The sequence below is a fragment of the Sphingomonas sp. Leaf34 genome, assembly GCF_001421805.1.
Classification (GTDB): Bacteria; Pseudomonadota; Alphaproteobacteria; order Sphingomonadales; family Sphingomonadaceae; genus Sphingomonas.
Genome location: NZ_LMLC01000001.1, coordinates 288,414 through 311,785 on the forward strand (window position 1 = coordinate 288,414; position 23,372 = coordinate 311,785).

The following is a 23,372-nucleotide window of genomic DNA, read 5'->3' on the forward strand; positions in this document are numbered from 1 at the left end:
TCGCTTGCATGCCCCCGGGTTTATCTCAATAGGGCTATCGGCTTTAGAGCGGCTTTCGGGGACCATCGATATGCGTATTACCATGATAGGGGCGGGCTATGTCGGACTCGTCTCGGGCGCATGCTTCTCCGATTTCGGCCACGACGTCTGCTGCGTCGATCTCGACCAGGCGAAGATCGATGCGCTTCACGCCGGCCGCATGCCGATCTTCGAGCCCGGTCTCGACCAGCTCGTGGCGTCGAACGTCGCGGCAGGCCGGCTGACCTTCACCACCGATCTCACTAGCGCGGTCGCCGGCGCGGATGCGATCTTCATCGCCGTGGGCACGCCGTCGCGACGCGGCGACGGCCATGCCGATCTCCGCTATGTCTTTGCCGCGACCGAGGAAATCGCCGCCGCGATAACCGGGCCGACGGTGGTCGTCACCAAATCGACCGTGCCCGTCGGCACCGGCGACCGCGTCGAGGCGATCCTGCGCGAGATCCGGCCGGACATCGACGTCGCGGTCGTCTCCAACCCCGAGTTCCTACGCGAAGGCGCCGCGATCGGCGATTTCAAGCGCCCCGACCGGATCGTCATCGGCACCGACGACGAGCGCGCGCAGCAGGTGATGCGCGACGTATACCGGCCGCTGTATCTCGGTGAATCGCCGATCCTGTTTACCAGCCGCCGCACGTCGGAGCTGATCAAATATGCGGCGAACGCGTTCCTCGCGACCAAGATCACCTTCATCAACGAGATCGCCGATCTGTGCGAAGCGGTCGGCGCGGACGTCCGCGACGTGTCGCGCGGGATCGGTCTCGACAACCGGATCGGCAAGAAATTCCTGCATGCGGGGCCGGGCTATGGCGGCTCGTGCTTCCCGAAGGATACGCTGGCGCTGCTCAAGACCGCGGAGGATTATCAGTCGCCGGTGCACATCGTCGAGGCGGTCGTGAAGGTGAACGACAGCCGCAAGCGCGCGATGGGCCGCAAGGTCATCAGCGCGCTCGGCGATCATCCGCGGGGCAAGACCGTCGCGCTGCTCGGCTTGACGTTCAAGCCGAATACCGACGACATGCGCGACGCACCCAGTCTCGCGATCGCCACCGCGCTTGCCGATGCGGGCGTCACGGTGCGCGCATTCGATCCCGAGGGGATGGACGCGGCAAAGGCGATGATGCCCGATCTGGTCTATTGCGGCGACGCCTATGAGGCGGCCGAAGGCGCCGACGCGGTCGTGCTCGTCACCGAATGGGATGCGTTCCGCGCCCTCGATCTGCTGCGCCTCAAGGATTTGCTGACCGTGCCGGTGATGATCGATCTGCGAAACGTCTATGAGCGGGCCGATCTCGACGCGCTGGGGTTCCGCTATGTCGCGGTTGGTCGCTAACCGCGCATCATGACTCCCGCACGCGGGAAATCCCCGATCTCACTCGGATGGATCGCGGCCAATCTGCCGACCGTGATCTTCGTCGCGACCACCGTGGTGATCATCTATCTGCTGGGCGTGGCGACGCATCTGGCGATCCGCACCGCCGCCGATGCGGGCGCGGTGCTCGAATTCATCGGCTCGATCACCGGCGCGGCGATCGGTCCCGGGCTGGCGGTGATCGGCAGCTTCTGGCTCGAACAGCGTCGCCGGGTCGAGGACACGCGGCACGACCGGCAGATCATGGTGGGGGCACTGGAGCATCTTCGCGATGCCATTTCGGTGCCGCCGCGTACCTTGCTGTCGGATGTCTCGGGAACGATCTCGGCGCGCCACGAACTCGAGCATTCGCGCGCGATCCGCCGGAGCCTGGCCAGCGCGAACGAACTTCTCCTGCTCGCCAAGCACGGACTCCGGCTTGGCGATATCGAGCTGCTTCGCAGCCTGTCCGATCTGCAGCGCCGGATGGACACCACCGAGGATTCGCTGCGGTTGATGGACAATAGCGGCGAGGACCAGACGATGCTCGTCACCAGGCTGCGATCCGCGCTGGACACCGCGCGGCGCGACCTGCTTCCGGCGATCTTCCACGCGCAGTCGCAAATGGGCGCATAGCCGCGCCGATCGGGTCGATCGGGCCAAGATCAACACGCTCTACTTGCTGGACCTTTCGCCACGCATCCCTATATACCGACCGGTATGAATAGGGTTTGCACGCTCACCGCCCCCAAGGGCCGTCCCCGCGAGTTCGATCTCGACGTGGCGCTGGCGGGTGCGCTGCGCGTGTTCTGGCGCAACGGCTACGAAGGTGCGTCGATGGCCGAACTGACCGCGGAGATGGGGATCACGAAGCCCAGTCTCTATGCGGCGTTCGGCAACAAGGAGGCGCTGTTCCACAAGGCGCTCGACCTCTACGAGCGCGAGAAGCTCGCCTACATGACCTCCGCGCTCGATGCCCCGACCGCGCGTGCCGTAGCGGAAAACCTGCTGTGCGGCGCGCTGCAGATGCAGACCAGCACGTGCGATCCCAAGGGCTGCCTCAGCGTCATCAGCAGCGTCGCGTGCAGCGCGGAAGCCGAGCCGATCAAGGCAGAGGTCGCCAAGCGTCGCGCCTCGTCCGAGGCCGCGCTGATGAAACGGTTCGACGAAGCCAAGGCGGCAGGCGAATTCCCCGACGGTCTCGAGTCGCATGCGCTGATGCGCTATCTGTTCGCGATCATGCAGGGGCTGTCGATCCAGGGCGGCTCAGGTGCGACCTGCGCCGAACTCAAGCAGCTCGTCGAGACCAGCATGCTGATGTGGCCGACCAAATAGCCACGCATGCTACCGCGCCGCGGAAAAAATACCGGGCGGTACAAAAGTCTGTTGACGAGATGAACCCCAGGTTTATATACCGACTGGTACTGAAGCTCTCTCCTACTGCGGATGGGGCAACCGGGGACAGCAACCCATGACCACGGTTACAACCTAGACCGGCTTCGGCCGACCAAATTCTCGAACATTCCAGGCGGGCAGGCGCGGCATCACGATGTGCCGGCGACGACCGCGCACGTCTTGCGACCAGCTGCCGTCGGTGGACCGTCCACCGACGAAGGCCAGCGCTTGCCCACGATCAAAAAGGGGGAAAATCCCATGGCTTATCTTGACCTCGACAACATGTTCGCCGCGCCCGTCACCAGCCGCGCGCAGACGGTAGCGGCCCCCGCCCCTACCGGTTTCTCGCCACTGGAATGGAGCGTTATCGCGCTCGCCAAGCGCGACACGCTGCGCAGCCTCGCCGGGCCCAGCCGCATGTCGCGCGCGATGGGCAGCCTGTTCGGGCTCAGCACCGCATCAAGGCTCGCCGATCCCCGGCTAGAGGCACTGCGGCGGATGGCGGTCTATGCCTGGCGTCGCGGGTTCGCGCTGCCGATGGCCGAAATCCAGGGCTTCCTCGCCGCCGGCTTCGTCGAGGCGCAGATCGAGACGCTGGTCGAAAGCGTGACCGGGATGCGCGTCGGTGCGCAGCAGAAGCGGAGCATCGCAGCGTGAACATGCTGACCCCGATCACGGCTGCGAACGACGCCGATGTCGTCGCGACGCCGCCCGCCGGCCGGCATCGACGTCCCGCGTGGCAGCGCGGCGCGATGGTGCTCGTGCCCGTCGCGCTGCTCGGCGCGGTCGGCGTGAAGCTGTTCGACCATCCCGACGCGGCGATGGCCGCCCCCCCGCCCGCCGCGGTCACGGTGGCGTCGCCGCTCGTGCGACAGGTCAGCGAGTGGGACGATTATGTCGGCCGGTTCGCGCCGAGCCGCAGCGTCGAGATCCGGCCGCGCGTGGCGGGCGAGGTCACCGGCGTCCACTTCCACGACGGCGATATCGTCCGCAAGGGACAGTTGCTCTTCACGATCGATTCGCGCCCGTTCGCCGCCGCGCTGGCCGAAGCGCACGCCAACGTCGCGAGCGCGAGGAGCGCCCTGTCGCTCGCGCGTACCGACCTCGGCCGCGCGCAGCGGCTGGTCGCGGACGAAGCCGTCTCCGCGGGTGAAGTCGATGCGCTGCGGGGCAAGCTCGAAGCCGCCACCGCCGCGCTCGCCGCCGCGCAGGCGCGCGAACGCGCCCGCGCGCTCGACGTCGGCTTCACGCAGGTTCGCGCACCGATCGGGGGGCGCATCTCCGATCGCCGCGTCGATGCGGGCAACCAGGTCGCGGGCGGCGAAGGCACCGGCGGCACCGTGCTGACGACGATCAACGCGCTCGACCCGATCTACTTCAATTTCGACGGGTCGGAGGCGCTCTACCTTAAGACGCAGCGCGCGCGGCAGCCCGGCGCGACCCCCGCGGCGGTCGAGATCCAGCTGCAGGACGAGACCGAGCATCGCTGGAAGGGCAAGCTCGACTTCACCGACAACGGGCTCGACCAGCGCTCGGGCACGATCCGCGGCCGCGCGGTGATCGCGAACCCCGGCTATTTCCTGACGCCGGGGATGTTCGGCAACATGCGCCTCGCCAGTGCGGGGACGCGGCAGGCGCTGCTGGTGCCGGACTATGCGGTGCAGACCGATCAGGCGCGCAAAGTGCTACTGACGATCGATGCGAAGAACGTCGTGAGCCAGAAGCCGGTCGAATTGGGGCCGGTGGTCGATGGCCTCCGCATCGTCCGCTCGGGGATCGGGCCGAACGACCGGGTCATCATCCAGGGCACGCAGATGGCGATGCCGGGTGCCACGGTTGCGCCGAAGGTCGGGCGGATTTCGGTTACGGCGGGTGCGCCTGCGCCGGCCTCGGCCCAGCCCATCTCGGGTGAGGCTACCCTCGCCAAGTAACCACCGTTCCCCGGCGAAGGCCGGGGCCCAGGTGGGATAGCTTTTCGATGTAATCACTGCGGTTCGCCCAACTGGGCCCCGGCCTCCGCCGGGGAACGGAAAAGCGCGCGCGCCCTCTGTCGAGGACACAAACCATGCGCTTCTCGCGCTTCTTCATCACCCGGCCGATCTTTGCGGGCGTGATCGCGGTGATCATCACGATCGTCGGCGTGATCGCCTATATGTCGCTGCCGGTGTCGCAATATCCCGACATCGTCCCCCCCACCGTCACCGTCAGCGCGACCTATCCGGGCGCGTCGGCCGAGACGGTCGCCGAAACCGTCGCCGCGCCGATCGAGCAGGAGATCAACGGCGTCGACAACATGCTGTACCAGTCGTCGCAATCGACCGGCGACGGCAAGGTGACCATCACCGTCACCTTCAAGATCGGCACCGACCTCGATGCCGCGCAGGTGCTCGTCCAGAACCGCGTCGCAGTCGCGGTGCCGCGGCTGCCCGAGGACGTGCAGCGATTGGGCGTCGTCACGCGGAAAACCTCGCCCGACTTCCTGATGGTCGTAAACCTCGTCTCGCCCGACAACTCGCTCGATCGCGGCTACATCTCCAACTACGCGCTGACGCAGGTCCGCGATCGCCTCAGCCGCATCGACGGCGTCGGCGACGTGCAGCTGTTCGGCGCACGCGATTATTCGATGCGCGTGTGGATCGACCCCGGCCGCGCCGCCGCGCTCGACCTCACCGCAGGCGAGATCGTCGCAGCCTTGCGCGCACAGAACGTCCAGGTCGCCGCCGGCACGCTCGGCCAGCCACCCTATGACAAGGGCAACAGCGCGTTCCAGTTGAACGTCGAGACGCAAGGCCGCCTGACCGATCCCAAGCAGTTCGCCGACGTCGTCATCCGTACCGACGCGCAAGGCCGCCAGGTCCGTGTCTCGGACGTCGCGCGCGTCGAGCTCGGCGCGCAGGATTACGGCGCCAACACCTATCTCAGCGGCAAGCCCACCGTCATCGCCGCGGTCTTCCAGCGTCCCGGCTCGAACGCGCTCGGCGCCGCGCAGGCCGTCACCGCCGAGATGGAAAGCATGTCGAAGCGCTTTCCCAAGGGCCTCGAATACAAGGTCATCTACAACCCGACCGAGTTCATCGCGCAGTCGATCGACGCGGTGAAGCATACCTTGTTCGAAGCGATGATCCTCGTCGTTCTGGTCATCCTCGTCTTCCTGCAGAAATGGCGTGCGGCGATCATCCCGATCGTGGCGATCCCGGTCTCGCTGATCGGCACGTTCGCGGTGCTCGCCGCGTTCGGCTACAGCCTCAACAACCTGTCGCTGTTCGGCCTCGTCCTCGCGATCGGGATCGTCGTCGACGACGCGATCGTCGTGGTCGAGAATGTCGAGCGCAACCTCGAGCACGGGCTCTCGCCGCTGGAGGCCGCGCGCACGTCGATGGACGAGGTGTCGGGTGCGCTCGTCGCGATCGTGCTCGTGCTGTGCGCGGTGTTCATCCCGACGGTGTTCCTCACCGGGCTGTCGGGCGCGTTCTACCGCCAGTTCGCGGTGACGATCTCGACCGCGACGATCATCTCGCTGCTCATCTCGCTGACGCTGTCGCCGGCACTCGCCGCGATGCTGCTCAAGCCCACCGCGCCCGCAGGCTCGGGCAACCGCCTGACCCGCGCCGGCCGCCGCGCGGGCGACGCGTTCAACCGCGGGTTCGAGCGGATGAGCGAGGGCTATGCCCGCCTCACCGCGCGCCTCGTCGCCGCGCCGCGCCGGATGATGATCGCCTATGCCGCGCTGATCGCGGTCACGGTCGGCGTCTTCATGGTCACCCCGTCGGGCTTCGTCCCCGCGCAGGACCAGGGCTATTTCCTGACTGTCATCCAGCTGCCGCCCGGCTCGTCGGTCGAGCGTACCGACGCAGTGATGCAGAAGGTCGCCAAACGCATCCTGCCGCTCGCCGGCGTCAAGGGCGCGGTCATGCTCGCAGGGTTTGACGGCCCGTCGCAGACGCTCGCCCCCAACTCGGCCGCCGCCTACATCCCGCTCAAGAGCTTTGCCGAGCGCAAGAAGCTCGGCGTCACGCTCGCCAGCATCATGGCCGAATCGCAGAAGGCGACCGGTGACATCACCGAAGCGCGCCTGCTGATCGTCCCGCCGCCCTTGATCCAGGGCATCGGCTCGGCCGGCGGCTATCGCCTGATGGTGCAGGACCAGGGCGGCCACGGCTATGGCGAGCTCGGCAAGACGAGCTACGACCTGATCGGCAAGGCGAACCAGACCAAGGGCCTGGCGCAGGTCTACACCTTCTTCGACACCGCCACGCCGCGCATCTTCGCCGATGTCGACCGCGCCAAGGCAAACCTCCTCGGCGTGCCCCCCGAGCGCGTGTTCGAGGCGTTGCAGGTCTATCTCGGCTCGGCGTTCGTCAACGACTTCAACCTGCTAGGGCGCACCTACCGCGTCACCGCGCAGGCCGATGCACCGTTCCGCAACACCACCGCGGACATCGCCAACCTCAAGACGCGCTCCAATTCGGGCCAGATGGTCCCGGTCGGCTCGGTCTCGACGTTCCGCGACAAGACCGGCCCGTACCGCGTGGTGCGCTACAACCTCTTCCCCGCGGTCGAGGTGGATGGCGACACGGCCAAGGGCTATTCCTCGGGCCAGTCGCTGGTCGCGATGGAGAAGCTCGCCGATGCGTCGCTGCCCGCAGGCTACGCGCATGAGTGGACCGGCATCGCGTATCAGCAAAAGGCCGCTGGCAGCACCGCTGCGCTGGTCTTCGGGATGGCCGTGCTGTTCGTCTTCCTCGTGCTCGCCGCGCAATATGAGAGCCTGACGCTGCCGCTCGCGATCATCCTGATCGTGCCAATGTGTCTGCTCGCGGCGATGACCGGCGTGAACCTGCGCGGCATGGACAACAACGTCCTGACGCAGATCGGGCTGGTCGTGCTGATCGCGCTCGCCGCGAAGAACGCGATCCTGGTCGTGGAGTTCGCCAAGCAGGCCGAGGAACAGGATGGCCTGTCCCCGGTCGAGGCGGCGGTGCGCGCGGCGAAGGACCGGTTGCGGCCGATCCTGATGACGAGCTTCGCGTTCATCCTTGGCGCGGTGCCGCTGGTGATCGCCGACGGCGCCGGCGCCGAGCTGCGCCAGGCGCTCGGGACCGCGGTGTTCTTCGGGATGATCGGCGTGACCGGGTTCGGGCTGCTCTTCACGCCCACCTTCTATGTCGTCGCACGGGCGCTGGCGCTGCGGTTCGAACGCCGCAAGCCTGCCACTGCCCAGCCGACGCTCCAGCCAGCCGAATAGGACCAGCCTCATGAAGTCCCTACTTCTCGCAAGCCTTTCGGCGCTGACGCTTGCCGCGTGCGCCGCCGGCCCCGACTATGTCGCGCCGATCACCCCGCCCAAGGCGACCGCGTCGTTCGTCACCGCGAATGCCGCCACCGTAACCACGGCGCCCGACAACGACTGGTGGCGGATGTACCGCGACCCGGTCCTCGACGGCCTTGTCGCGGACGCCCTCGCAGCGAACACCGACCTCCGCGTCGCCGTCGCCCGCCTCGACAGCGCCCGCGCGTCGCTGCGCGGCGCCAAGACCGACCGCGAGCCCCAGGTGAACGCCGGCGCGAGCGGCAACTACGCGCGCACCTCGCAACTCCAGAACCTGCCCGGCTTCGACCGAGAGCGCGCCACCTACGATGTCGGCCTCGACGTCAGCTACGAGGTCGATCTCGCCGGCCGCGTCCGCCGCAACGTCGAGGCCGCACGCGGCGACGTCGGTGCGGCGCAGGCCGATGCGGATGCGGTCCGGGTCTCGATCGTCGCCGCCACCACGCGCGCCTATGTCGATGCCGCCTCGTCCGCAGAACGCCTCGCGGTCGCCCGGCGGATCGTCGACCTGCTCGAGAAATCGAACACGCTGACCGGCAAGCGCGTCGACGCAGGTCGCGCCGCGCGACTCGATCAGGTTCGCATCGCCGCGCTGCGCGATCAGCGCGCCGCGAATATCCCGCAGATCAAGGCCGAGCGTCAAGCAGCACTCTTCCGCCTCGCCACGCTCACCGGCCGCACCCCACAGGATCTGCCCGCGAGCGCCGGCGCGCGCACCACCACGCCGCGGCTCGACCGGCCAATCCCGATCGGCGACGGCGCGGGTCTGCTCGCGCGGCGCCCCGACGTCCACGCCGCCGAACGTCGCCTCGCCGCCGCCACCGCGCGGATCGGCGTCCAGACGTCGCAGCTCTATCCGCAAATTGCGCTCGGCGGGTCGATCGGCTCGACCGCGCTCAGCGTCGGCGACGTTTTCACCGGCGGGCCGATCCGCTGGCTGCTCGGCCCGTTGCTCAACTGGTCGGTCAACCAGTCCGCCGCGCGCGCACGCATCGCCGGTGCCGAGGCCGACACGCGCGGTGCGCTCGCCAATTTCGACGGCAGCGTGCTGACCGCGCTCGAGGAAACCGAGACCGCGCTGTCCAACTACGCGCGCGAACTCGATCGGCGGACGCAACTGCAATCCGCGCACGACAACGCCGCCACCGCCGCGCGCATCACCCGCGCGCGCCAGCGTGAGGGCCAGATCGACTTCCTCGACGTCCTCGACGCCGAACGCACGCTGGCGGATGCGGACACCGAGCTGGCCGCCGCGGACGCACGGATCGCGGGCGCGCAGGTCGACCTGTTCCGCGCGCTCGGCGGCGGTTGGCAGGCGCGGACCTGACGCCGAGAATCCTCCTCCGTCAGGGGGAGGTCGCGTCGGAGGGGGCGGACACGGAACACAGGCGGCGCGTGCCTCCCCCTCCGTCAGGCTAGCGCCTGCCACCTCCCCCTGGCGGGGGAGGATTGCGGCATGCGAGCTCTACAGCCCGATCTGCAGGCTCGCGCGCAGCGACAGCGCGACGCGGCCCTGTTGCTGCTCGGCCCCGAACTCGCCGCCCATCCGGAACGCGGACCCACCGCCGACCGCGCGTAGCTTGCCGACCCAGCCGCTCGTCCGCTCCTCGGGCGTCAGTATGAACGACTGCCCGCCCTCGAACGACGCGCTGCTCGCTCCCAGCCCGCCGCCGACCAGCTCGCGCCGGCCACCCTCGGCCTCGACGCGGAACCAGCCCTCGTCCGGGCTCGTGCCGCCGAAGTTCAGCCCCAGCGCGGTGCTTGCGGTCACCGCCAGCTCGTCGCTGGTCCGCGACTGGACGACCAGGTCGATCGCCTTACCGCCGCCGCTCTCGCGATAGCCATCCTCCTTCAGCTTGTAATAGTCGATCGCGAGCACCGGCCGGAACACGAAGATGCCCTTGCCTCCGTCCCACGAGACGCCGCTCGACGCCGAGTAGAGCGTCCCGTTCCAGTCGCCGCGCGATGTCCGGTCGACGACTTCGCTGCCGATCGCGCCGGTGAAGCGGCGCGTGCCGTCGAACGTGATCTTCGCGCCCGAAACGCGCGCATTCGCCTGCAGGTCGCCCCAGTGCCCGCGCCAATATCCGGCCAGTTCATACTGGCCCGAGCGGACTTCGTTGTCGGTGCCGTCGTCCGCGTCCTGCCCGTTGAGATAGGCGAGCGACGTGCCGAAATTGCCCACCCCGGTCTTGTACTCGGCGCCTGCCGAAACGCCCCAGCCGCTGATGTCGTAGCCCGCGGTGTCGGCGACGCTCTTCGACGTGCCCCACGCGACCTGAGTCACCCAATAGCCCCAGCTGCCCTCGTCCTTGAACGGCCCGTGCGGGTCCGCGAGCACGCGGGCGGTCGCGCGCGAGCCCATCGTCACCGCCTCGAACGTGCCGCCGGCATGGTCGGGCAGCATCTGGCGGACGGAGCGCCGAAACGCATCGCCATCGGTGATGTTCAGGAACGCACCGCCGACCTTCGCGTCGTTGCCCAGCGCCTTGTACACCGCATCATAGGCCGATGCCTGCGACCGGTTGAACCCGAGTTCGGTCGCCGATTTGCGCGCGACGTCGACGGCCAGGTCGTTGCCGGTGCCCGTCGCGATGCTGCCCTTGTACAGGAACGGCAGCAATGTCGTGGTCGCGGTCAGGTTCGCGGCGCCGGTCAGCGTCCCCGCCTTCAGCACGACATAGCGGCCTTCCGCGTCGACCACGCTGGTCAGCTTCAGCGCGAGCTTCGAATCCTTGTCGAACGCCGCGGTGCCGGCGACCTGGATCATCGTGCCCGTGCCGCCGGTCTTGTCGAGCGTCACCGCCAGAATCCCGCCGCCGCCGACCGACAGCGACGCGATCGACGCCGCCCTGGTGATGTCGAGCGTCCCGCCAGTGACCGCGACCGCCAGCCCGCCGGCGTTCGCCAGCGTCCCCGAAAAGCGCGACGTGCCGCCCAGCGTCAGCGTATCGCTGCCGCCGCCGAAGTCCGCCGCGCCGCTGAAGACCGACGTGCCGGCCAGCGCGAGCGCATCGTTGCCCGCGCCGAACACCGTCCCGCCGGTGAAGGTCGCATCGCCCGACAGCACCAGGCGGTTGGTGCCGCTGCCGAACCGCGCGGTGCCCGCGACGGTGCCGTCGGCGACCTCGAACACATCGTTGCCGCTGCCGAAGCGGACGTCGCCGACGATGGCCGGTGCAGCGATCCCGGTGGCGACCGCGGTCTGGCGGACGATCGTCCCGGTCGTGGTCGCCGACAAGTCGATCGCGACGTTGCGCTCGGAGGTGGCGAGTGCCCCCGACGCGCCGATCGCGCCGCTATTCTCGACCAGGGCCACCGTGCCCGACCGGTCGAGGATGCCGATCGCGGTGCCGTCGGCGGCCTGCGCGGTCGCCTTGATCGTGCCGCTGTTGCGGATCGTGCCGACCGACGCGCCGCTGTCGACCAGCACCGCGGTGGATACCGACGCGGTCGTGCCGCCGCCCGCTGCAGAGATCGTGCCGGCGTTGCGGATCTCGGGTGTCGCTGCACCGCGCCCCAGCTTCAGCGCGGTCGCGCTCGCGCCGTTCGCGGTCGCCGCGACGGTGCCGTTGACGCCGATCCCGCCGGCGATCGTCACCGCTCCGCCAAGCCCACCGATCGCCAGGCCATTGCCCTCGATGCCGCCATAGACGCCGCTTCCCGCGATGCCGCCGTCGACGATCAGGCCGAACCCGGTGCCCGTTCCCGCCACCGCGCCGATCGCGACCGCGCGCGTGGCCGAACCGATCTGCACCGCCGGCGCCGCGCCGTACGACGTGATCGCCGCGGAACCCTCGGTGCTGTCGAGCAGCCCGTCCTTGTCCTCGTCCGTATCGGTCGTGCTCGCATCCTTGGGCGGCACCGCGAAGATGATCCCGCCCGACACGTTGCCCGCGACGACCAGTGCGGATCCGCCCTGCAACAGATCGTCCGCGTCGAGCTTGGACGGGTCGGCGGGCGGCGTCACATAGCGATAGCCGGTCGACCCAAGCGCGCCCTGCACCACCAGCGCGCCCGCAATGTCGCCATCGACTCGCGCGGCGACCGCGTTCTGCCCGATCGCCGCGATCGTACCCGCCAGCCGGACGTTGCCGGTGACATCCGCGATCCGCACGCCGGTCGAACGGTCGCCGGTGACCGATGTCTGTCCGTCATGCGTGAACGCGCCGGTCAGCGGGCCGCCGAGCCAGATCCCCGCGGAGTTATTGCCCTTCACCGTGATCGCGCCGCTGTTGACGATCGCGCCGGTATAGGCGCCCGCGGTGCGGATCCCGGTCCGCCCGGTGCCCGCCGCGAACGGCCCGTCAAGGTCGCCGTCCTTGTCGGTGTCGGTCGCGACATAGCTCTCGTCGATGATGATCTTGCCCGCCGCCGCGTTGGTGATGCCGCCGCCGGTGCCGGCATTGGCCAGGATGCCGGTCGATCCGTCGGCGTTGGTCACCTGGATCGTGCCTTCGTTGGCGACCGAATTGACGCTGTCGATCGTCACCGCAGTGCCGCTGGTCGGCGTCACCGACCCCGCCGCGACGATCTTCAGATTGTCGGGTGCGCCCGCCTTGATCGTCGACGTGCGCACCGCGTCGGTCCGCTTGGTATCGATCACGGTCTGCGCGTGCAGCGACGCGGGGATCGCGAACAGGCAGGTGGTGGTCAGCAGGAGACGACGCATACGGAACCCTTTTCGATGTGTTTTCGAAAAGAGGACGGAGGCGTGCGCGGCCAGCCTTGGAGCCCGCCGCATTATCCCACGGCACCAGGATCGCGGCGGCGCGTTGTCGGCCGGACAGCTTCAGGGATTTATACCGCCATGATCACCACCATCGCCGAACTCGACCGCATCCGCGACGAGAGCAAGACGCTCGTCACCTCGCGCGCGATGGTGTCGGCGGGGGCTGCGGTCGTGCCGATCCCGGGGGCGGACATCGTCGCGGACATCGGCCTGCTCACCAAGCTGCTGCCGGAAATCAGCAAGCGCTTCGGGCTCGATCACGAGCAGGTGCAAAAGCTCGAGCCGCAATTCGCGCAGCAGGCGTTGGTGATGGCGTCGAGCCTGGGCAACACGATGATCGGCCGCATGGTCACCAAGCGCATCGTCGTCGCACTGCTCCGCCGTATGGGTGCGCGCATCGCGGTCGGATCGATGGCGAAGTTCATCCCGTTCGCGGGCTCGGCAGTGGCCGCGACGATCAGCTTCGGTGCGATGAAGCTCGTCGGCAACTCGCACGTCGACGACTGCTACAAGACCGCCCTCGCGCTGCTCCCCGCCGACCAGCGCGCGCTGGCGAACGCCTGACCTAATCCTCCCCCGCAAGGGGGAGGTGGCTGGCGCTTGCCAGACGGAGGGGGAGGCATGCGCCACCTGGGTTGCGTGTCCTCCCCCTCCGTCTCGCTGCGCGATCCACCTGACCCTGGCGGGGGACGATCGCAGCGCTGAACGCTAGAACGCAGCATCCAGGCCGATGCGGATCGTGCGTGGACGCTGCGGCGTGATCTGCCCGTTCCCCAGCTGGAACGGGGTCCCCAGCGCGAACCGGTTGCCGACGCTGTCCGTCAGGTTCGTCATGCCGAGCGTCACCCCCAGCGACGGCCGCCCGACCCGCGCGGTCAGCGCGGTGTCGAGATAATCCCCCTGCTCCTCGCCGAGCACCGGGCCAACGCCCAGCCGCGACCGCCCGACATAGCGCGCCCAGCCGTACACGCGCAGTTCCAGATCCCTGCCGATCTCGCGCCGGTAATCCGCGCCAAGCCGCCCGGCATAGCGCGCGATGTTCGGCACCTGGCTCATCCGCGCGAGCGCCACGAAAAGCGCCGCGCTCGGCTCGGTCACGCGGCTGTCATTGTAGGTGAAGCCCGCGTCGAGCGTCAGCCCGGCCACCGGCTTCCACCCGCCCGCCGCGCTGAACGTCCAGATCCGCCCGTCGCCGATGTTCGCGGTGCTCGGCAGGCCGGTCGCATCGATGAAATCCGCCTGGATATCCTTCCAGACCGTGTGCGAGACGCTCGCCGACAGATAGGCGGTATCGGCACCCGCCAAACCATAGCGCACGCCGCTTTCAAGCGTCGCGACGCGATCATTCTCGAACCGTCGTACGAAATCGCTTTCGATCGCCAGCCCGCCCGGCCGGAACCCCTGCTGATACCGCCCGTAGAGCGACACCTTGGGCAGCACCGCCGCGATCAGCGAGGCGGTCGGGAGCACGCTCGTCTCGATCCGGTCCGCCGTCACGCGCGCACGCGCCACCGCGACCGACTCCAGCCGCGCGGGGGCGATGTCCTCGCCGGTCCCCGCCAGCGATGCGCGCGTGACGCGCGCGCCCGCCGTCGCGGTCAGCCCGCGAACAAGCTGCACGCTGCCCTCGCCGTACAACGTCGCTTCGTCGATGCTGTTGGTGACGCCCGTCACCGGCGCGGGTGAATCGATCGGGCCCAGCGAGCGCGACAGCCGCGTCCGGTTGTGCGTGAAGCTGCCGCCCACCACCCAGCCGAAGCCGTGCCGCATCGGCCGCCAAGCCCGCGTCTCGTTGGCGATCAGCGTGGTTGCGTTGCGCTGCGCGAATACCCGCGCATCGCCCCCGGGCATCGTCGCGTCATAGCGTTCGGTCAGCGCCTGCCCGACGATCCCGGTCGAGGATTTGACCCTCACCCCGCCGATCGCGCCCGACACGACCGCCTGCCCCATCGCATAGTCCGCGGAGAACCCCTGCACGATCGCGCTCGACCGAGTCAGCGCCGCCCGGCCGAGGCTCGGTGCATCGCGGTCGGCATATTGGCTGTCGTCGCCCTTGGTCCACTGCCCGATTCCGCCCAGATCGACGCTCCAGCCATTCCCCGCGTCGAGCCGCAGCGCAGCGCGACCGCCGCCGATCCGCGTCCGGTTAACATTGCGCCGCGCGAGCGCTGGATTATCGATATAGCCGCCCTCGCTGACGCCGTAGCCGACCACGCGCAGCGCCACCCGTTCGCCCAGCGGCAGGTTCAGCGTCGCGCCCAGATCGGCGCCCGGATCGCCATGCCATGTCGCCGACAGCCCCCCCGCGATCGACGCCGACACCGCGCCCATCTCGGGCGCGTTCGGCACGGTGCGGATGATCCCGCCGAGCGAGCCTGCGCCGTACAGCGTCCCCTGCGGCCCTTCGAGCACCTCGACCGAGGCGATATCGTACAGCCGCAGGTCCGGATCTGGCGCGTTGTAGCTCAGCCGCAGATCGCCGAAATATTGTCCGACCGTCGTCTGCGTCGGCCCGGTGAAGCTCGAATCGGCAATCCCGCGGATGAACAGCTTGTTGCGTCCGGCCCCCAGATGCGTCGACGACACGCTCGCCAGCCGCGCGAGGATTGCCTCGGTCCCCCCCGCCCCGCCAAGCGCGAGATCGACGCCGTCGAGCAACGCCACCTGCCCGGCAAAGTCGCGCAGCGCCACGTCGCGCTTGCTGCCGGTGACGACGATGTCCGCACCTTGCGCAACCGGCGCGGTGGCAGGAACGGGCCTGGGTCGCCGCACCCTGACCGCGTCGACACGCGGCGCGCGCGCTACGAGCCGCCACCCGACCGGGCCTGCCATGACGACTTCCGCTTTTGCCGCGGCCGCAAGCCGGTCGAGTGCCTCGCGCGTGCTCATCCGTCCACGTACCGCCGGTACGCGCCGCGCCCAAAGCCGCTGGTCGCCGACGACGATGCTCGTTCCCGATTGCCGCCCGAGCGCCAGTACCGCGTCGCCGAGCCGGCCTGCCGGCAGGTCGAGCATCGCGCGCCCGGCCTGCGCCGGAACGGCGACGGCGAGCGCCGCGACGACCAGACATCCGCGCATCGTCACGAGCGCGCGGACATCACCCAGTGACTGCCGGTCTGACGGATCGCCACACCCAGCAGCGGCGCGGCCAGCCGAGGATCGCCCGCCAGCTTGGCGGTCGCGATGCTGCCACTGAACGGACGATTCGCCACCGTCGGATCGGCGCGAAGATCGACGCCGAGTGCACGCGACAGATCGTCCGCGACCTCCGCCAGCGTCGCGCCTTCATAGGCTAGCACGCTGTCGCGCCACGATCCGACGCTCGCCACGTCGACGGCCATCACGGTCGCGTGGCCGTCGCGGACATGCAGTCGCTGCCCCTTCACCAGCCTGATCGCGTCGCGCCCGGGATTGTAGTCGACAGCCCCCTCCGACACCGCGACGCGCGTCTCGCCCCGTGCGAGCTTCACGTCGAACGCGGTGCCGACGTCGACCAGCCGCGCGCCGCCGACGCTCACCTCGAACGGATCGCTCGCGTCGTGCCGGACCATGAACATCGCCTCGCCCCGTTCGAGCGTCGCGACCCGCGGGTCGTCGCGGTCGAGCATCAGTCGCGTCGCACCGCCCATCGCGATGCTGCTGCCGTCGGCGAGTTGCACCGTCCGCATGGCCCCCGCATTGGTCTCGACTGCATAGGGGTGCCCGCCCGTCTCGGTCGCCTGATACCCGACGAAGAGCGCCAGCGAGGCGGCGAGCGCGCCGCCGGCCCAGACCGGCCAGCGCCGCTTCGGCATCGCAGCGACGACCGGTGCAGCGGGCTGAGCGGGCTGAGCCGGCTGAGCCGCCACGAATGCGGCCATATCCTCGATATCCGCCGCCATCGCATGATAGGCAGCGGCGTGACGCGGGTCCGCTTCCAGCCAGGCCATGAACGCCGGCCAGTCGTCAAACGCATCGCTGCCGGTCCGGATTACCCAGTCCAGCGCGTGCGCGTCGATATCGTCCTGATCCGCCATCATGGCCTCCTATAGCCGAAGACGGAGCCGATCGCGTGCGCCCTTGATGCCTCAGCCCTCGTCATAGCGTCGCTTTGCATCGGTGATCGCACGATACGCCTTGCGCAGGTCGGCTTCGACGGTGCTGAGGCTGACACCGAACTCCGCTGCGACCACACGCTGCTCGACACCGTCGATCCGGTGACGCCTGAAGATCCGCGCAGCCCGGTCGCCGACGGACTGCAACGCCGCCTCCGCGAGCATGGCCTGTTCGCGCGCGATCACCACGCGTTCGGCGGACGGCGCCTCGGATCGGTCGAGCGAGGCGCCGCCGGTCGCCTCGGTCCATTCGCGATCGCGCTTCTCCGCCTGCCGAACTGCGCGATGGCGATCGAGCATCAGGTTGTTGGCCATCCGGAACAGATACGACAGTGGCGACGCGATCGGCCCGGTCGGCGCCGACTGGATCCGGACCCACACCTCGTGCAGCACGTCCTCCGCATCGCGCGCGCCGAGCGAGCGGATGAACCGCAGCAGCGTGTCGCGATTAGCGAGGAAAACGGCTTCGAGGCCCGAGGAGTCCATGTTCCGCCCGTGTCGATGGCCGCCCATCGGCGCGCAGCGGCGCCGTTGTCCGGTAAGCCTACAGGGCTAAGGCCGCGCGTACAATCCAAGCGGCTGCCCGCGATCGAGGGGTCCTTAGCCTCTATCCCACAAGGCGACAGCGGTCTCGCCTGTCGATGCGCGTTACATCTTGCGCGTGCGGCGTGGCTTCAATTGATAATCGGGGTGGTCGCCCTGAACTGCGGCAAGATGCGCATCCATCACCTGCCGCATCGTTTGCGCGGTGTCTGCCATGCCGGGCCCAGGCGTCCCATCGCCATTGGGCGACGCCCCGTTGCAGGGCGGATCGAGCAGCGTGACGATTCCCCGCTCCATGGCGCGAAGATGCGAATCGAGCGCCGCCTTATCCATGCCCGCGAGCCGACCGTGCAGCGACGGCCGCATGAACACGAACGCGAACCGCGTCAGCATGTCGGTGTCGAGCACCGAGAAATCGTCCCATAGCCGGTCTGCGAACCGGAACTTGGCGTAGTGCGTCTGGAGCGCGCCCGCAGTCTTCGAAATCCGCGCCCGATCCGCGTCGAGCAGCAACGTGCCAAGCGCGGACGGTGCACCGCGTGCGATCTGCGCGAGCGCGCGTTCGCCGATCGTCACGTTGTGGCCGCGAAATGTCATCCCGGCGATATGCTTGGTCCAGCGCTCACGGGCGACGTTGCCGTTGGTCGGCCGGTCGTTGCCGGCGAAGGTGCCGACGTAGAACAGCTGCCGATCCCAGAAGCACGCATAGATTCCCGGCCCGCTATGGCCGTCCTGTGCGATCGTCCGCCGACCATCTTCGCTCGGGCGGTAATCGACCCGCAGGTTCGCTAGGGCATGTGTGCCCGAAACCATGGTCTGCCGCAGCGCGAACAGCGCGTCGCCGCCGATCGAGATCGCCGGCAAGACCATCGGGCTGATCTGTTCGCCTTCGATATTGTGGTAATAGTTCATCGTGCTTCGGCCGACATCGGATTCCCCGGACACTCACTTGAGTCCGGTGGGTAAGCGCGCGGCCCGCCCCGCGTCAGTCCGGGAAAAACCCCCGGTCCTTACAATCGCCATTGCCGAACACCCGCCGCGTCCGGGTAATTCCCTGGTATTGCGCAACGCCGTTCGGGGTATCGAGCATCCATGCCGATCGCTTTCCTTCCTGTCGCTCCCGCTGCGGACAGTCCGGTGCGCGGGCGTCCTCGCTGGATCCCGCGCGATCGCGAGTGGCTGTTGCTCGCCGGCTATGGGGTCGCCTTCTTCGCGCTGCACCGGCTCGCGATCCTGTGGGGCGGCGCGGGCTATTATTCCTTGTGGTTCCCGGCTGCCGGCGTTCGCCTCGCGCTGTTCTGGCGGTTCGGAGCGCGCCTTGCCCCTGCCGCCGCGCTGACCGAGATCGTCGTCCAGTGCCTGACGGGGATCGTCGTCTTCAGCCACCCCGACTGGCCGCGCGAAATGTTCGGGATCGCCAGCCCGGTGATCGCGTACGGCGTCGCGGTCGCGGTGGTCCGCCGGCTCGCGGCGGGTGCAAGCGGCAGTCTGGCGACCGCGCCGATGCCGCTCGGTCTCGCCTCCGTCCTCGCGCCGATCACTGCCGTCACGTTCGCGCTGCCCTGGTCGATTGTCCGGCCCGACATCACCAATGTCGCAAACGTCCGGGACGTCATCGCCTCGCTGACCGGGTTCGCGGTCGGCGACATGCTCGGCGTCCTGCTGGTCGCGCCACCGCTGCTGTGGCTCGCCGACCTGTCCGACGGCAAGACGGTGATGCCGGCGATCTTTCCGTCGCGGGCGCATGTCGCCGAGGCAATCCTCGTGCTCGGGATGTCGCTCGGGCTGGTGGCGATGCTCGCGACGATCGGCCTTGGTCTTCCGGCAACCCCTGTGCTGCTCGCAATCGCCTGGATCGGGCTGCGGTTTGGTCGCGCCGCCGCCTGGGCTGCGATCGTCACCACCGCGATCCTCGTCCTGCCCGAGACCACCGGGGCGATGCCCGTCGACCAGCGGCTCGCGCTGCATATGAGCCTCGCCGCGGTCACGGTGGTCGGCTATCTCGCGGGCAGCTTCGCCGATGCCGAGGCACGCGCGCTCGCCGCCGTCGCCCGGCGCGACCGGATGCTGTTCCAGGCCGAACGCCTCAAGACGCTGCGCGCGATGTCGGTCGCGGTCATCCACGAGATCAGCCAGCCGCTGTCGACGCTGGCGATCGAGGCGCGCCATCTGGTCGAGATAAGCGCGCACGCCGACGCCGAGATCGCCGAGACCGCTGTCCTGATCGAACGCAAGACCGCAACCTTGTCGACCTTGGTCCGTAGGCTCAGGCGGTTCGGCGGGCGCGCGGTCGACGAGCCGTCGCTGCTGCCGGTCGCGACGTTGCTCGATACCGTCCAGGCGCTGGTCCGGCCCGAAGCGAGCGTCGCCGGCGTGACGATCCGGATCGCGCCCATCGATCCCGAATGGACCGTACTGGCACAGGAGATCGAGATCGCGCAGGCGCTGGTCAATCTTGTCCGCAACGCCGTCCAGGCGACCGACGACGGGATCGTCGACATCACCGTCACCTGCCGCGATGCGCGGTTCGACACGCATCACGGCGGGCACGCCGCGATCGCGGTCGTCAACCACTGTACCGATCACCCGCTGGTGCATGAAGGCATGGGCGTCGGCTCGCTGGTCGCGAAGGCGATCGTCGAGGCGCATGGCGGGACGCTCGCGCGCGCGGATCGCGGTCCGGCGCGGATCGCGCATATCATCACCCTTCCCCTCGTCGGATCGCTCGTCGGAGATGCCACATGATCGCTTCCACCGCTGAACCGGCGACGGTCTACGTGCTCGACGACGACATCGATCTCGGGGCCAGCGTCGCGCGGCTGCTCGCCCGCCACGGCCACGCCGCGCGGGCGTTCGCCGAGCCCGCCGCATTGCTTCGCGACTATACGAGCGGGCACGCCGCCTGCATCATCTCCGATGTGATGATGGGCGACATGGACGGCTTCACCTTCGCCGATGCGCTGCGCGACTTGGATCCCGATGTCGCGCTGGTGTTCATGACCGCGTGGCCGACCACCGCCAACGCGGTCGACAGCGTGCGGCGTTATGGCGGGCTCGATTATCTCGAAAAGCCGATCGACGAAGACCGCCTGCTGATCGCGGTGGCCGAGGGGGTTGCCTGGTCGAACCGCCGCCGTTTGCTCAGCCGGCGGACCGCGACGCTGACGACGCGCGAGCGGCAGGTGTTCGACCTGCTCGTGTGCGGCCACAGCAACAAGGCGATCGCGGGCGCACTCGGTCTCAGCATCAAGACGATCGAGAACCACCGCGCCGCGATCGTCACCAAGACCGGCACCAACGGGCTGGCCCAGCTGATCGCGCTAGTCTCGTGATCATGCGCCCCGCGCGCCGACGCCTGAACGCCCGTCCGCAGCTGCTGGAGATATCAGGATTTTCCCCGTAACAATTGTTCCGATGTCTCAAAGTTGAGCCCGGTGGACATTTCGCCGTTGTACAATCTGGATCAAGTGTCGGTCACACGGCATGCGGTCGATAGCCGATCCGCATTCGATAATGGGATATAACGATGCTGGTTTTTCCGATGCGCTCGCCCTCCATTGCCGAAGGGATGATGCCGCCATCATGCTCGGTCGAGGGCGCGCTGCGGTCGCGGATCGACGCACTCGCCAATCCGCAGCCGCGGCCTGCCGGCCCGGTCGACGTGTCGCGCCTGCCCGGAACCGCACGGATCCTGCTGATCCCCGAACAGACGCGCGTATCCGCCACCATCCGCAATCGGCGCTATGACCGGCTGCCCGATGTCGCGATCGTCGGTCCGTCCAGCCGCCCGGTCGCGTTGAAGATCGATGGTCCCGCGCCGATCGAAATTCCGCTGAGCCCGCTGGACTGGTCGCGCCTCACCGGGACCATCGCGGCGACGACAGCCGATCGCATCATCAGAGCGCGCGATCTCGGCATATCGTGCCTCGACGGACTGGTCGACGCAGCCCCGACCGATATCGCGCTGGCGGCGGTCGCGCGGCTCGCCGAGACGATCGTCGCGCGCGACATCGCATCGGCCGATGGCGGCAACTGGCCGCTGATTTTACCGTTAATGCGGTTGATCGACGACGGTGTCGTCTACGATGCGGCAACCGCGGCCCAGCAACTCGCGACGTCGCCGCACAACCTACGCCGCATCGCGTTGCGCTGGTTCGGCTTCCCACCGAAGACGCTGCTCATGCGCCGTCGTTTCATCGCGGCGCTCGAGCGGTTCCAGGAAACGCACTTGGACTTCGCCTCGGTGGCGGCGTTCGGCTATTTCGACGCGTCGCACTTCCTGCGCGATGCCAATCGATTTCTTGGCACCACCCCGCGCCGCTATCTTCGTCGCATCGATAGCTCGGCTGATGGCCAGCCCGCGCCCCCGGCCGCGCGTTAACCACGCCGGGTAACTGCGCCTAAACTGATCTACATCGATCTCCAGACGGTGCTGGAGACGAACATGACGGACGATCATACCGAGACGCCGACGACCGCGGACGCCTGGCGCGACCGCGTCGCCTATCACCGTGATCGCGCGCTTCAGGAGAAACACCTCGCCGAGCGGTCGAAAACGGCGCGTGGCCGGACTGCGCACCTGTTGCTCAGCGATCGCCATGCCCAGCTCATGACCTCGGCCGAGCAGGTCGTCGGCATGGCCGATCCCGAAATGCCGCAAAGCTCGTCGCTGCGCATGACCGGATGGCTCATCCGGCAAAGCTATGGCGACCAGCCGTGAGACGGCGGCCCGACCTCAGTCCGCCAAGACGTCGGCGTCGACCTTACCCAGATTGATTCCGTCGTACAGCGCCAGCAACGCGGTCACTTCCTCGACCACGGTCTCCTGCTCGGCGCGCCACCGTGCGGTCGCATCGTGCCGCGGCGTACCGCCCTGCCCGTCGTGCAGCGTGAAGCCCTGATCGATCAACCATATCGCATCTAGCGCGCGCGCGCGCTGGCGCCGCAGGTGATAGACCCATTGCTCGATGATTCCCGATGGAACCAGCCTGTCCAGATCGCCCATGCAGCATCCGGTACGGCAAGCGCCGCGGCAATGCCAGAGTCCGGTCGCGCAAATGCTGAAACATCCGCGCGACGCTTTGCGCCTGCGCGCGCACGGCGCTAGAGCGCGCGGCGATGACCGATCCTTCCATTATCCGCCGCCTCTATGGGCGCCGCCAGGGCCACAAGCTCCGGCTTGGCCAAGCCGCCCTTGTCGAGGAAACGCTCGCCGACCTGTCGGTGCCCGAAGAGGGTGCGATCACCGCCGCGATGCTGTTCGGCCAAGACCGTCCGCTGCATGTCGAGATCGGCTTCGGTGCGGGCGAGCATCTCGCGGGTCAGGCCGCGGCGAATCCCGAGATCGGGTTCATCGGCTGCGAACCGTTCCTCAATGGCGTCGTCGGCGCGCTCGCGCATATCCGCGATGGCGCATTGACCAATGTGCGGTTGCACATGGGCGATGCGCTCGAGGTCATCGAGCGGCTGCCCGATGCGAGCCTCGACCGGCTGTACCTGCTGCATCCCGATCCGTGGCGCAAGGCACGCCATGCCAAGCGGCGCATGGTCAACCATGGGCCGCTCGACACGATCGCGGCCAAGCTGAAACCCGGCGCGGAGTTCCGGCTCGGCACCGACGACCCGACCTATTGCCGCTGGTCGATGATGATCATGAATGCGCGTCGCGATTTCGTCTGGCAGGCGGAAACGCCGCATGATTTCCTCACGCGCCCCGCCGACTGGCCCGAAACGCGGTACGAGCGGAAAGCGCGGCGGCAGGGGCATGAGGTCTGGTATTTCAGGTATGTCCGCGTCTGACCGCGATCGAGCACGCGCGAGCATCTGAAGCGGCGGACGTCATCGACGGTGTCGGCGATTGTCCGGCGCAAGGCTTCTCGCCTACAAGGG

At 68.4% G+C, this 23,372-nt stretch carries 19 protein-coding genes; 13 read left to right on the plus strand and 6 right to left on the minus strand.

Going from position 1 to position 23,372, the window contains the following annotated elements; translation table 11 throughout:
• Positions 1 to 70 precede the first annotated feature (70 nt).
• The 7 genes from ASF00_RS01330 to ASF00_RS01360 all read left to right on the plus strand — a co-directional run bounded on the left by ASF00_RS01330 (position 71) and on the right by ASF00_RS01360 (position 9,441).
• Positions 71 to 1,372 (plus strand): UDP-glucose dehydrogenase family protein, encoded by a 1,302-nt coding sequence (locus ASF00_RS01330; RefSeq protein ID WP_055873064.1) that lies wholly within the window; start codon positions 71 to 73, stop codon positions 1,370 to 1,372.
• 9 nt (positions 1,373 to 1,381) lie between these two features.
• On the plus strand, positions 1,382 to 2,026 hold the full coding sequence (locus tag ASF00_RS01335; RefSeq protein WP_055873066.1) for a hypothetical protein: 645 nt from the start codon (positions 1,382 to 1,384) through the stop codon (positions 2,024 to 2,026).
• An 84-nt stretch (positions 2,027 to 2,110) separates the two neighbouring features.
• Positions 2,111 to 2,725: a TetR/AcrR family transcriptional regulator gene (locus ASF00_RS01340; RefSeq protein ID WP_055873069.1), complete on the plus strand. Its 615-nt coding sequence runs from the start codon at positions 2,111 to 2,113 to the stop codon at positions 2,723 to 2,725.
• Positions 2,726 to 3,043: 318 nt separating this feature from the next.
• Positions 3,044 to 3,442: a hypothetical protein gene (locus ASF00_RS01345; protein ID WP_055873072.1), complete on the plus strand. Its 399-nt coding sequence runs from the start codon at positions 3,044 to 3,046 to the stop codon at positions 3,440 to 3,442.
• Complete coding sequence (locus ASF00_RS01350; protein ID WP_055873075.1) at positions 3,439 to 4,716, plus strand: efflux RND transporter periplasmic adaptor subunit; 1,278 nt, start codon at positions 3,439 to 3,441, stop codon at positions 4,714 to 4,716. The genes ASF00_RS01345 and ASF00_RS01350 overlap by 4 nt, the downstream gene beginning before the upstream one ends.
• A 134-nt stretch (positions 4,717 to 4,850) precedes the next feature.
• Positions 4,851 to 8,030: an efflux RND transporter permease subunit gene (locus ASF00_RS01355; RefSeq protein WP_055873076.1), complete on the plus strand. Its 3,180-nt coding sequence runs from the start codon at positions 4,851 to 4,853 to the stop codon at positions 8,028 to 8,030.
• Between the two features lie 10 nt (positions 8,031 to 8,040).
• Positions 8,041 to 9,441 carry an efflux transporter outer membrane subunit gene (locus ASF00_RS01360; protein WP_055873079.1) on the plus strand — a complete coding sequence of 467 codons (1,401 nt, stop codon included), beginning with the start codon at positions 8,041 to 8,043 and terminating at the stop codon, positions 9,439 to 9,441.
• A gap of 138 nt (positions 9,442 to 9,579) precedes the next feature.
• Here the strand turns inward: ASF00_RS01360 and ASF00_RS01365 are convergent, their stop codons facing one another.
• Positions 9,580 to 12,786, minus strand: a complete 3,207-nt coding sequence (locus ASF00_RS01365) for an autotransporter outer membrane beta-barrel domain-containing protein (RefSeq protein WP_055873082.1) — start codon at positions 12,784 to 12,786, stop codon at positions 9,580 to 9,582.
• A 138-nt stretch (positions 12,787 to 12,924) separates the two neighbouring features.
• Here ASF00_RS01365 and ASF00_RS01370 point away from each other — a divergent pair, with 138 nt between their 5' ends.
• Entirely contained in the window at positions 12,925 to 13,410 is a 486-nt protein-coding gene (locus tag ASF00_RS01370) for a hypothetical protein (RefSeq protein ID WP_055873085.1), read from the plus strand.
• A gap of 144 nt (positions 13,411 to 13,554) precedes the next feature.
• Here the strand turns inward: ASF00_RS01370 and ASF00_RS01375 are convergent, their stop codons facing one another.
• The 4 genes from ASF00_RS01375 to ASF00_RS01390 all read right to left on the minus strand — a co-directional run bounded on the left by ASF00_RS01375 (position 13,555) and on the right by ASF00_RS01390 (position 18,428).
• Entirely contained in the window at positions 13,555 to 15,924 is a 2,370-nt protein-coding gene (locus tag ASF00_RS01375; protein WP_055873088.1) for a TonB-dependent receptor, read from the minus strand.
• A 2-nt stretch (positions 15,925 to 15,926) separates the two neighbouring features.
• The gene (locus ASF00_RS01380; protein WP_162233545.1) at positions 15,927 to 16,862 is read right to left on the minus strand and encodes a FecR family protein; all 936 of its coding nucleotides are present in this window, start codon (positions 16,860 to 16,862) and stop codon (positions 15,927 to 15,929) included.
• Between the two features lie 51 nt (positions 16,863 to 16,913).
• Complete coding sequence (locus ASF00_RS01385; RefSeq protein WP_055873095.1) at positions 16,914 to 17,426, minus strand: RNA polymerase sigma factor; 513 nt, start codon at positions 17,424 to 17,426, stop codon at positions 16,914 to 16,916.
• A gap of 162 nt (positions 17,427 to 17,588) precedes the next feature.
• Positions 17,589 to 18,428, minus strand: a complete 840-nt coding sequence (locus ASF00_RS01390) for a hypothetical protein (RefSeq protein WP_162233546.1) — start codon at positions 18,426 to 18,428, stop codon at positions 17,589 to 17,591.
• Between the two features lie 147 nt (positions 18,429 to 18,575).
• Here ASF00_RS01390 and ASF00_RS01395 point away from each other — a divergent pair, with 147 nt between their 5' ends.
• From ASF00_RS01395 to ASF00_RS01410, 4 genes are all read left to right on the plus strand, one after another.
• Positions 18,576 to 20,228, plus strand: coding sequence for an MASE1 domain-containing protein (locus tag ASF00_RS01395; protein WP_156348126.1), 1,653 nt, complete (start codon positions 18,576 to 18,578; stop codon positions 20,226 to 20,228).
• Positions 20,225 to 20,815: a response regulator transcription factor gene (locus tag ASF00_RS01400; protein WP_055873100.1), complete on the plus strand. Its 591-nt coding sequence runs from the start codon at positions 20,225 to 20,227 to the stop codon at positions 20,813 to 20,815. Before ASF00_RS01395 ends, ASF00_RS01400 begins: the two co-directional genes overlap by 4 nt.
• A 194-nt stretch (positions 20,816 to 21,009) precedes the next feature.
• Positions 21,010 to 21,864, plus strand: a complete 855-nt coding sequence (locus tag ASF00_RS01405) for a helix-turn-helix domain-containing protein (RefSeq protein WP_055873103.1) — start codon at positions 21,010 to 21,012, stop codon at positions 21,862 to 21,864.
• A gap of 63 nt (positions 21,865 to 21,927) precedes the next feature.
• Complete coding sequence (locus ASF00_RS01410) at positions 21,928 to 22,203, plus strand: hypothetical protein (protein WP_156348127.1); 276 nt, start codon at positions 21,928 to 21,930, stop codon at positions 22,201 to 22,203.
• 15 nt (positions 22,204 to 22,218) lie between these two features.
• Here the strand turns inward: ASF00_RS01410 and ASF00_RS01415 are convergent, their stop codons facing one another.
• Complete coding sequence (locus ASF00_RS01415) at positions 22,219 to 22,488, minus strand: hypothetical protein (protein WP_055873109.1); 270 nt, start codon at positions 22,486 to 22,488, stop codon at positions 22,219 to 22,221.
• A 113-nt stretch (positions 22,489 to 22,601) separates the two neighbouring features.
• Between ASF00_RS01415 and trmB the strand changes: the two genes are divergently transcribed.
• The gene (gene trmB, locus ASF00_RS01420; protein ID WP_055873112.1) at positions 22,602 to 23,282 is read left to right on the plus strand and encodes a tRNA (guanosine(46)-N7)-methyltransferase TrmB; all 681 of its coding nucleotides are present in this window, start codon (positions 22,602 to 22,604) and stop codon (positions 23,280 to 23,282) included.
• The last annotated feature ends 90 nt before the right edge of the window (positions 23,283 to 23,372 follow it).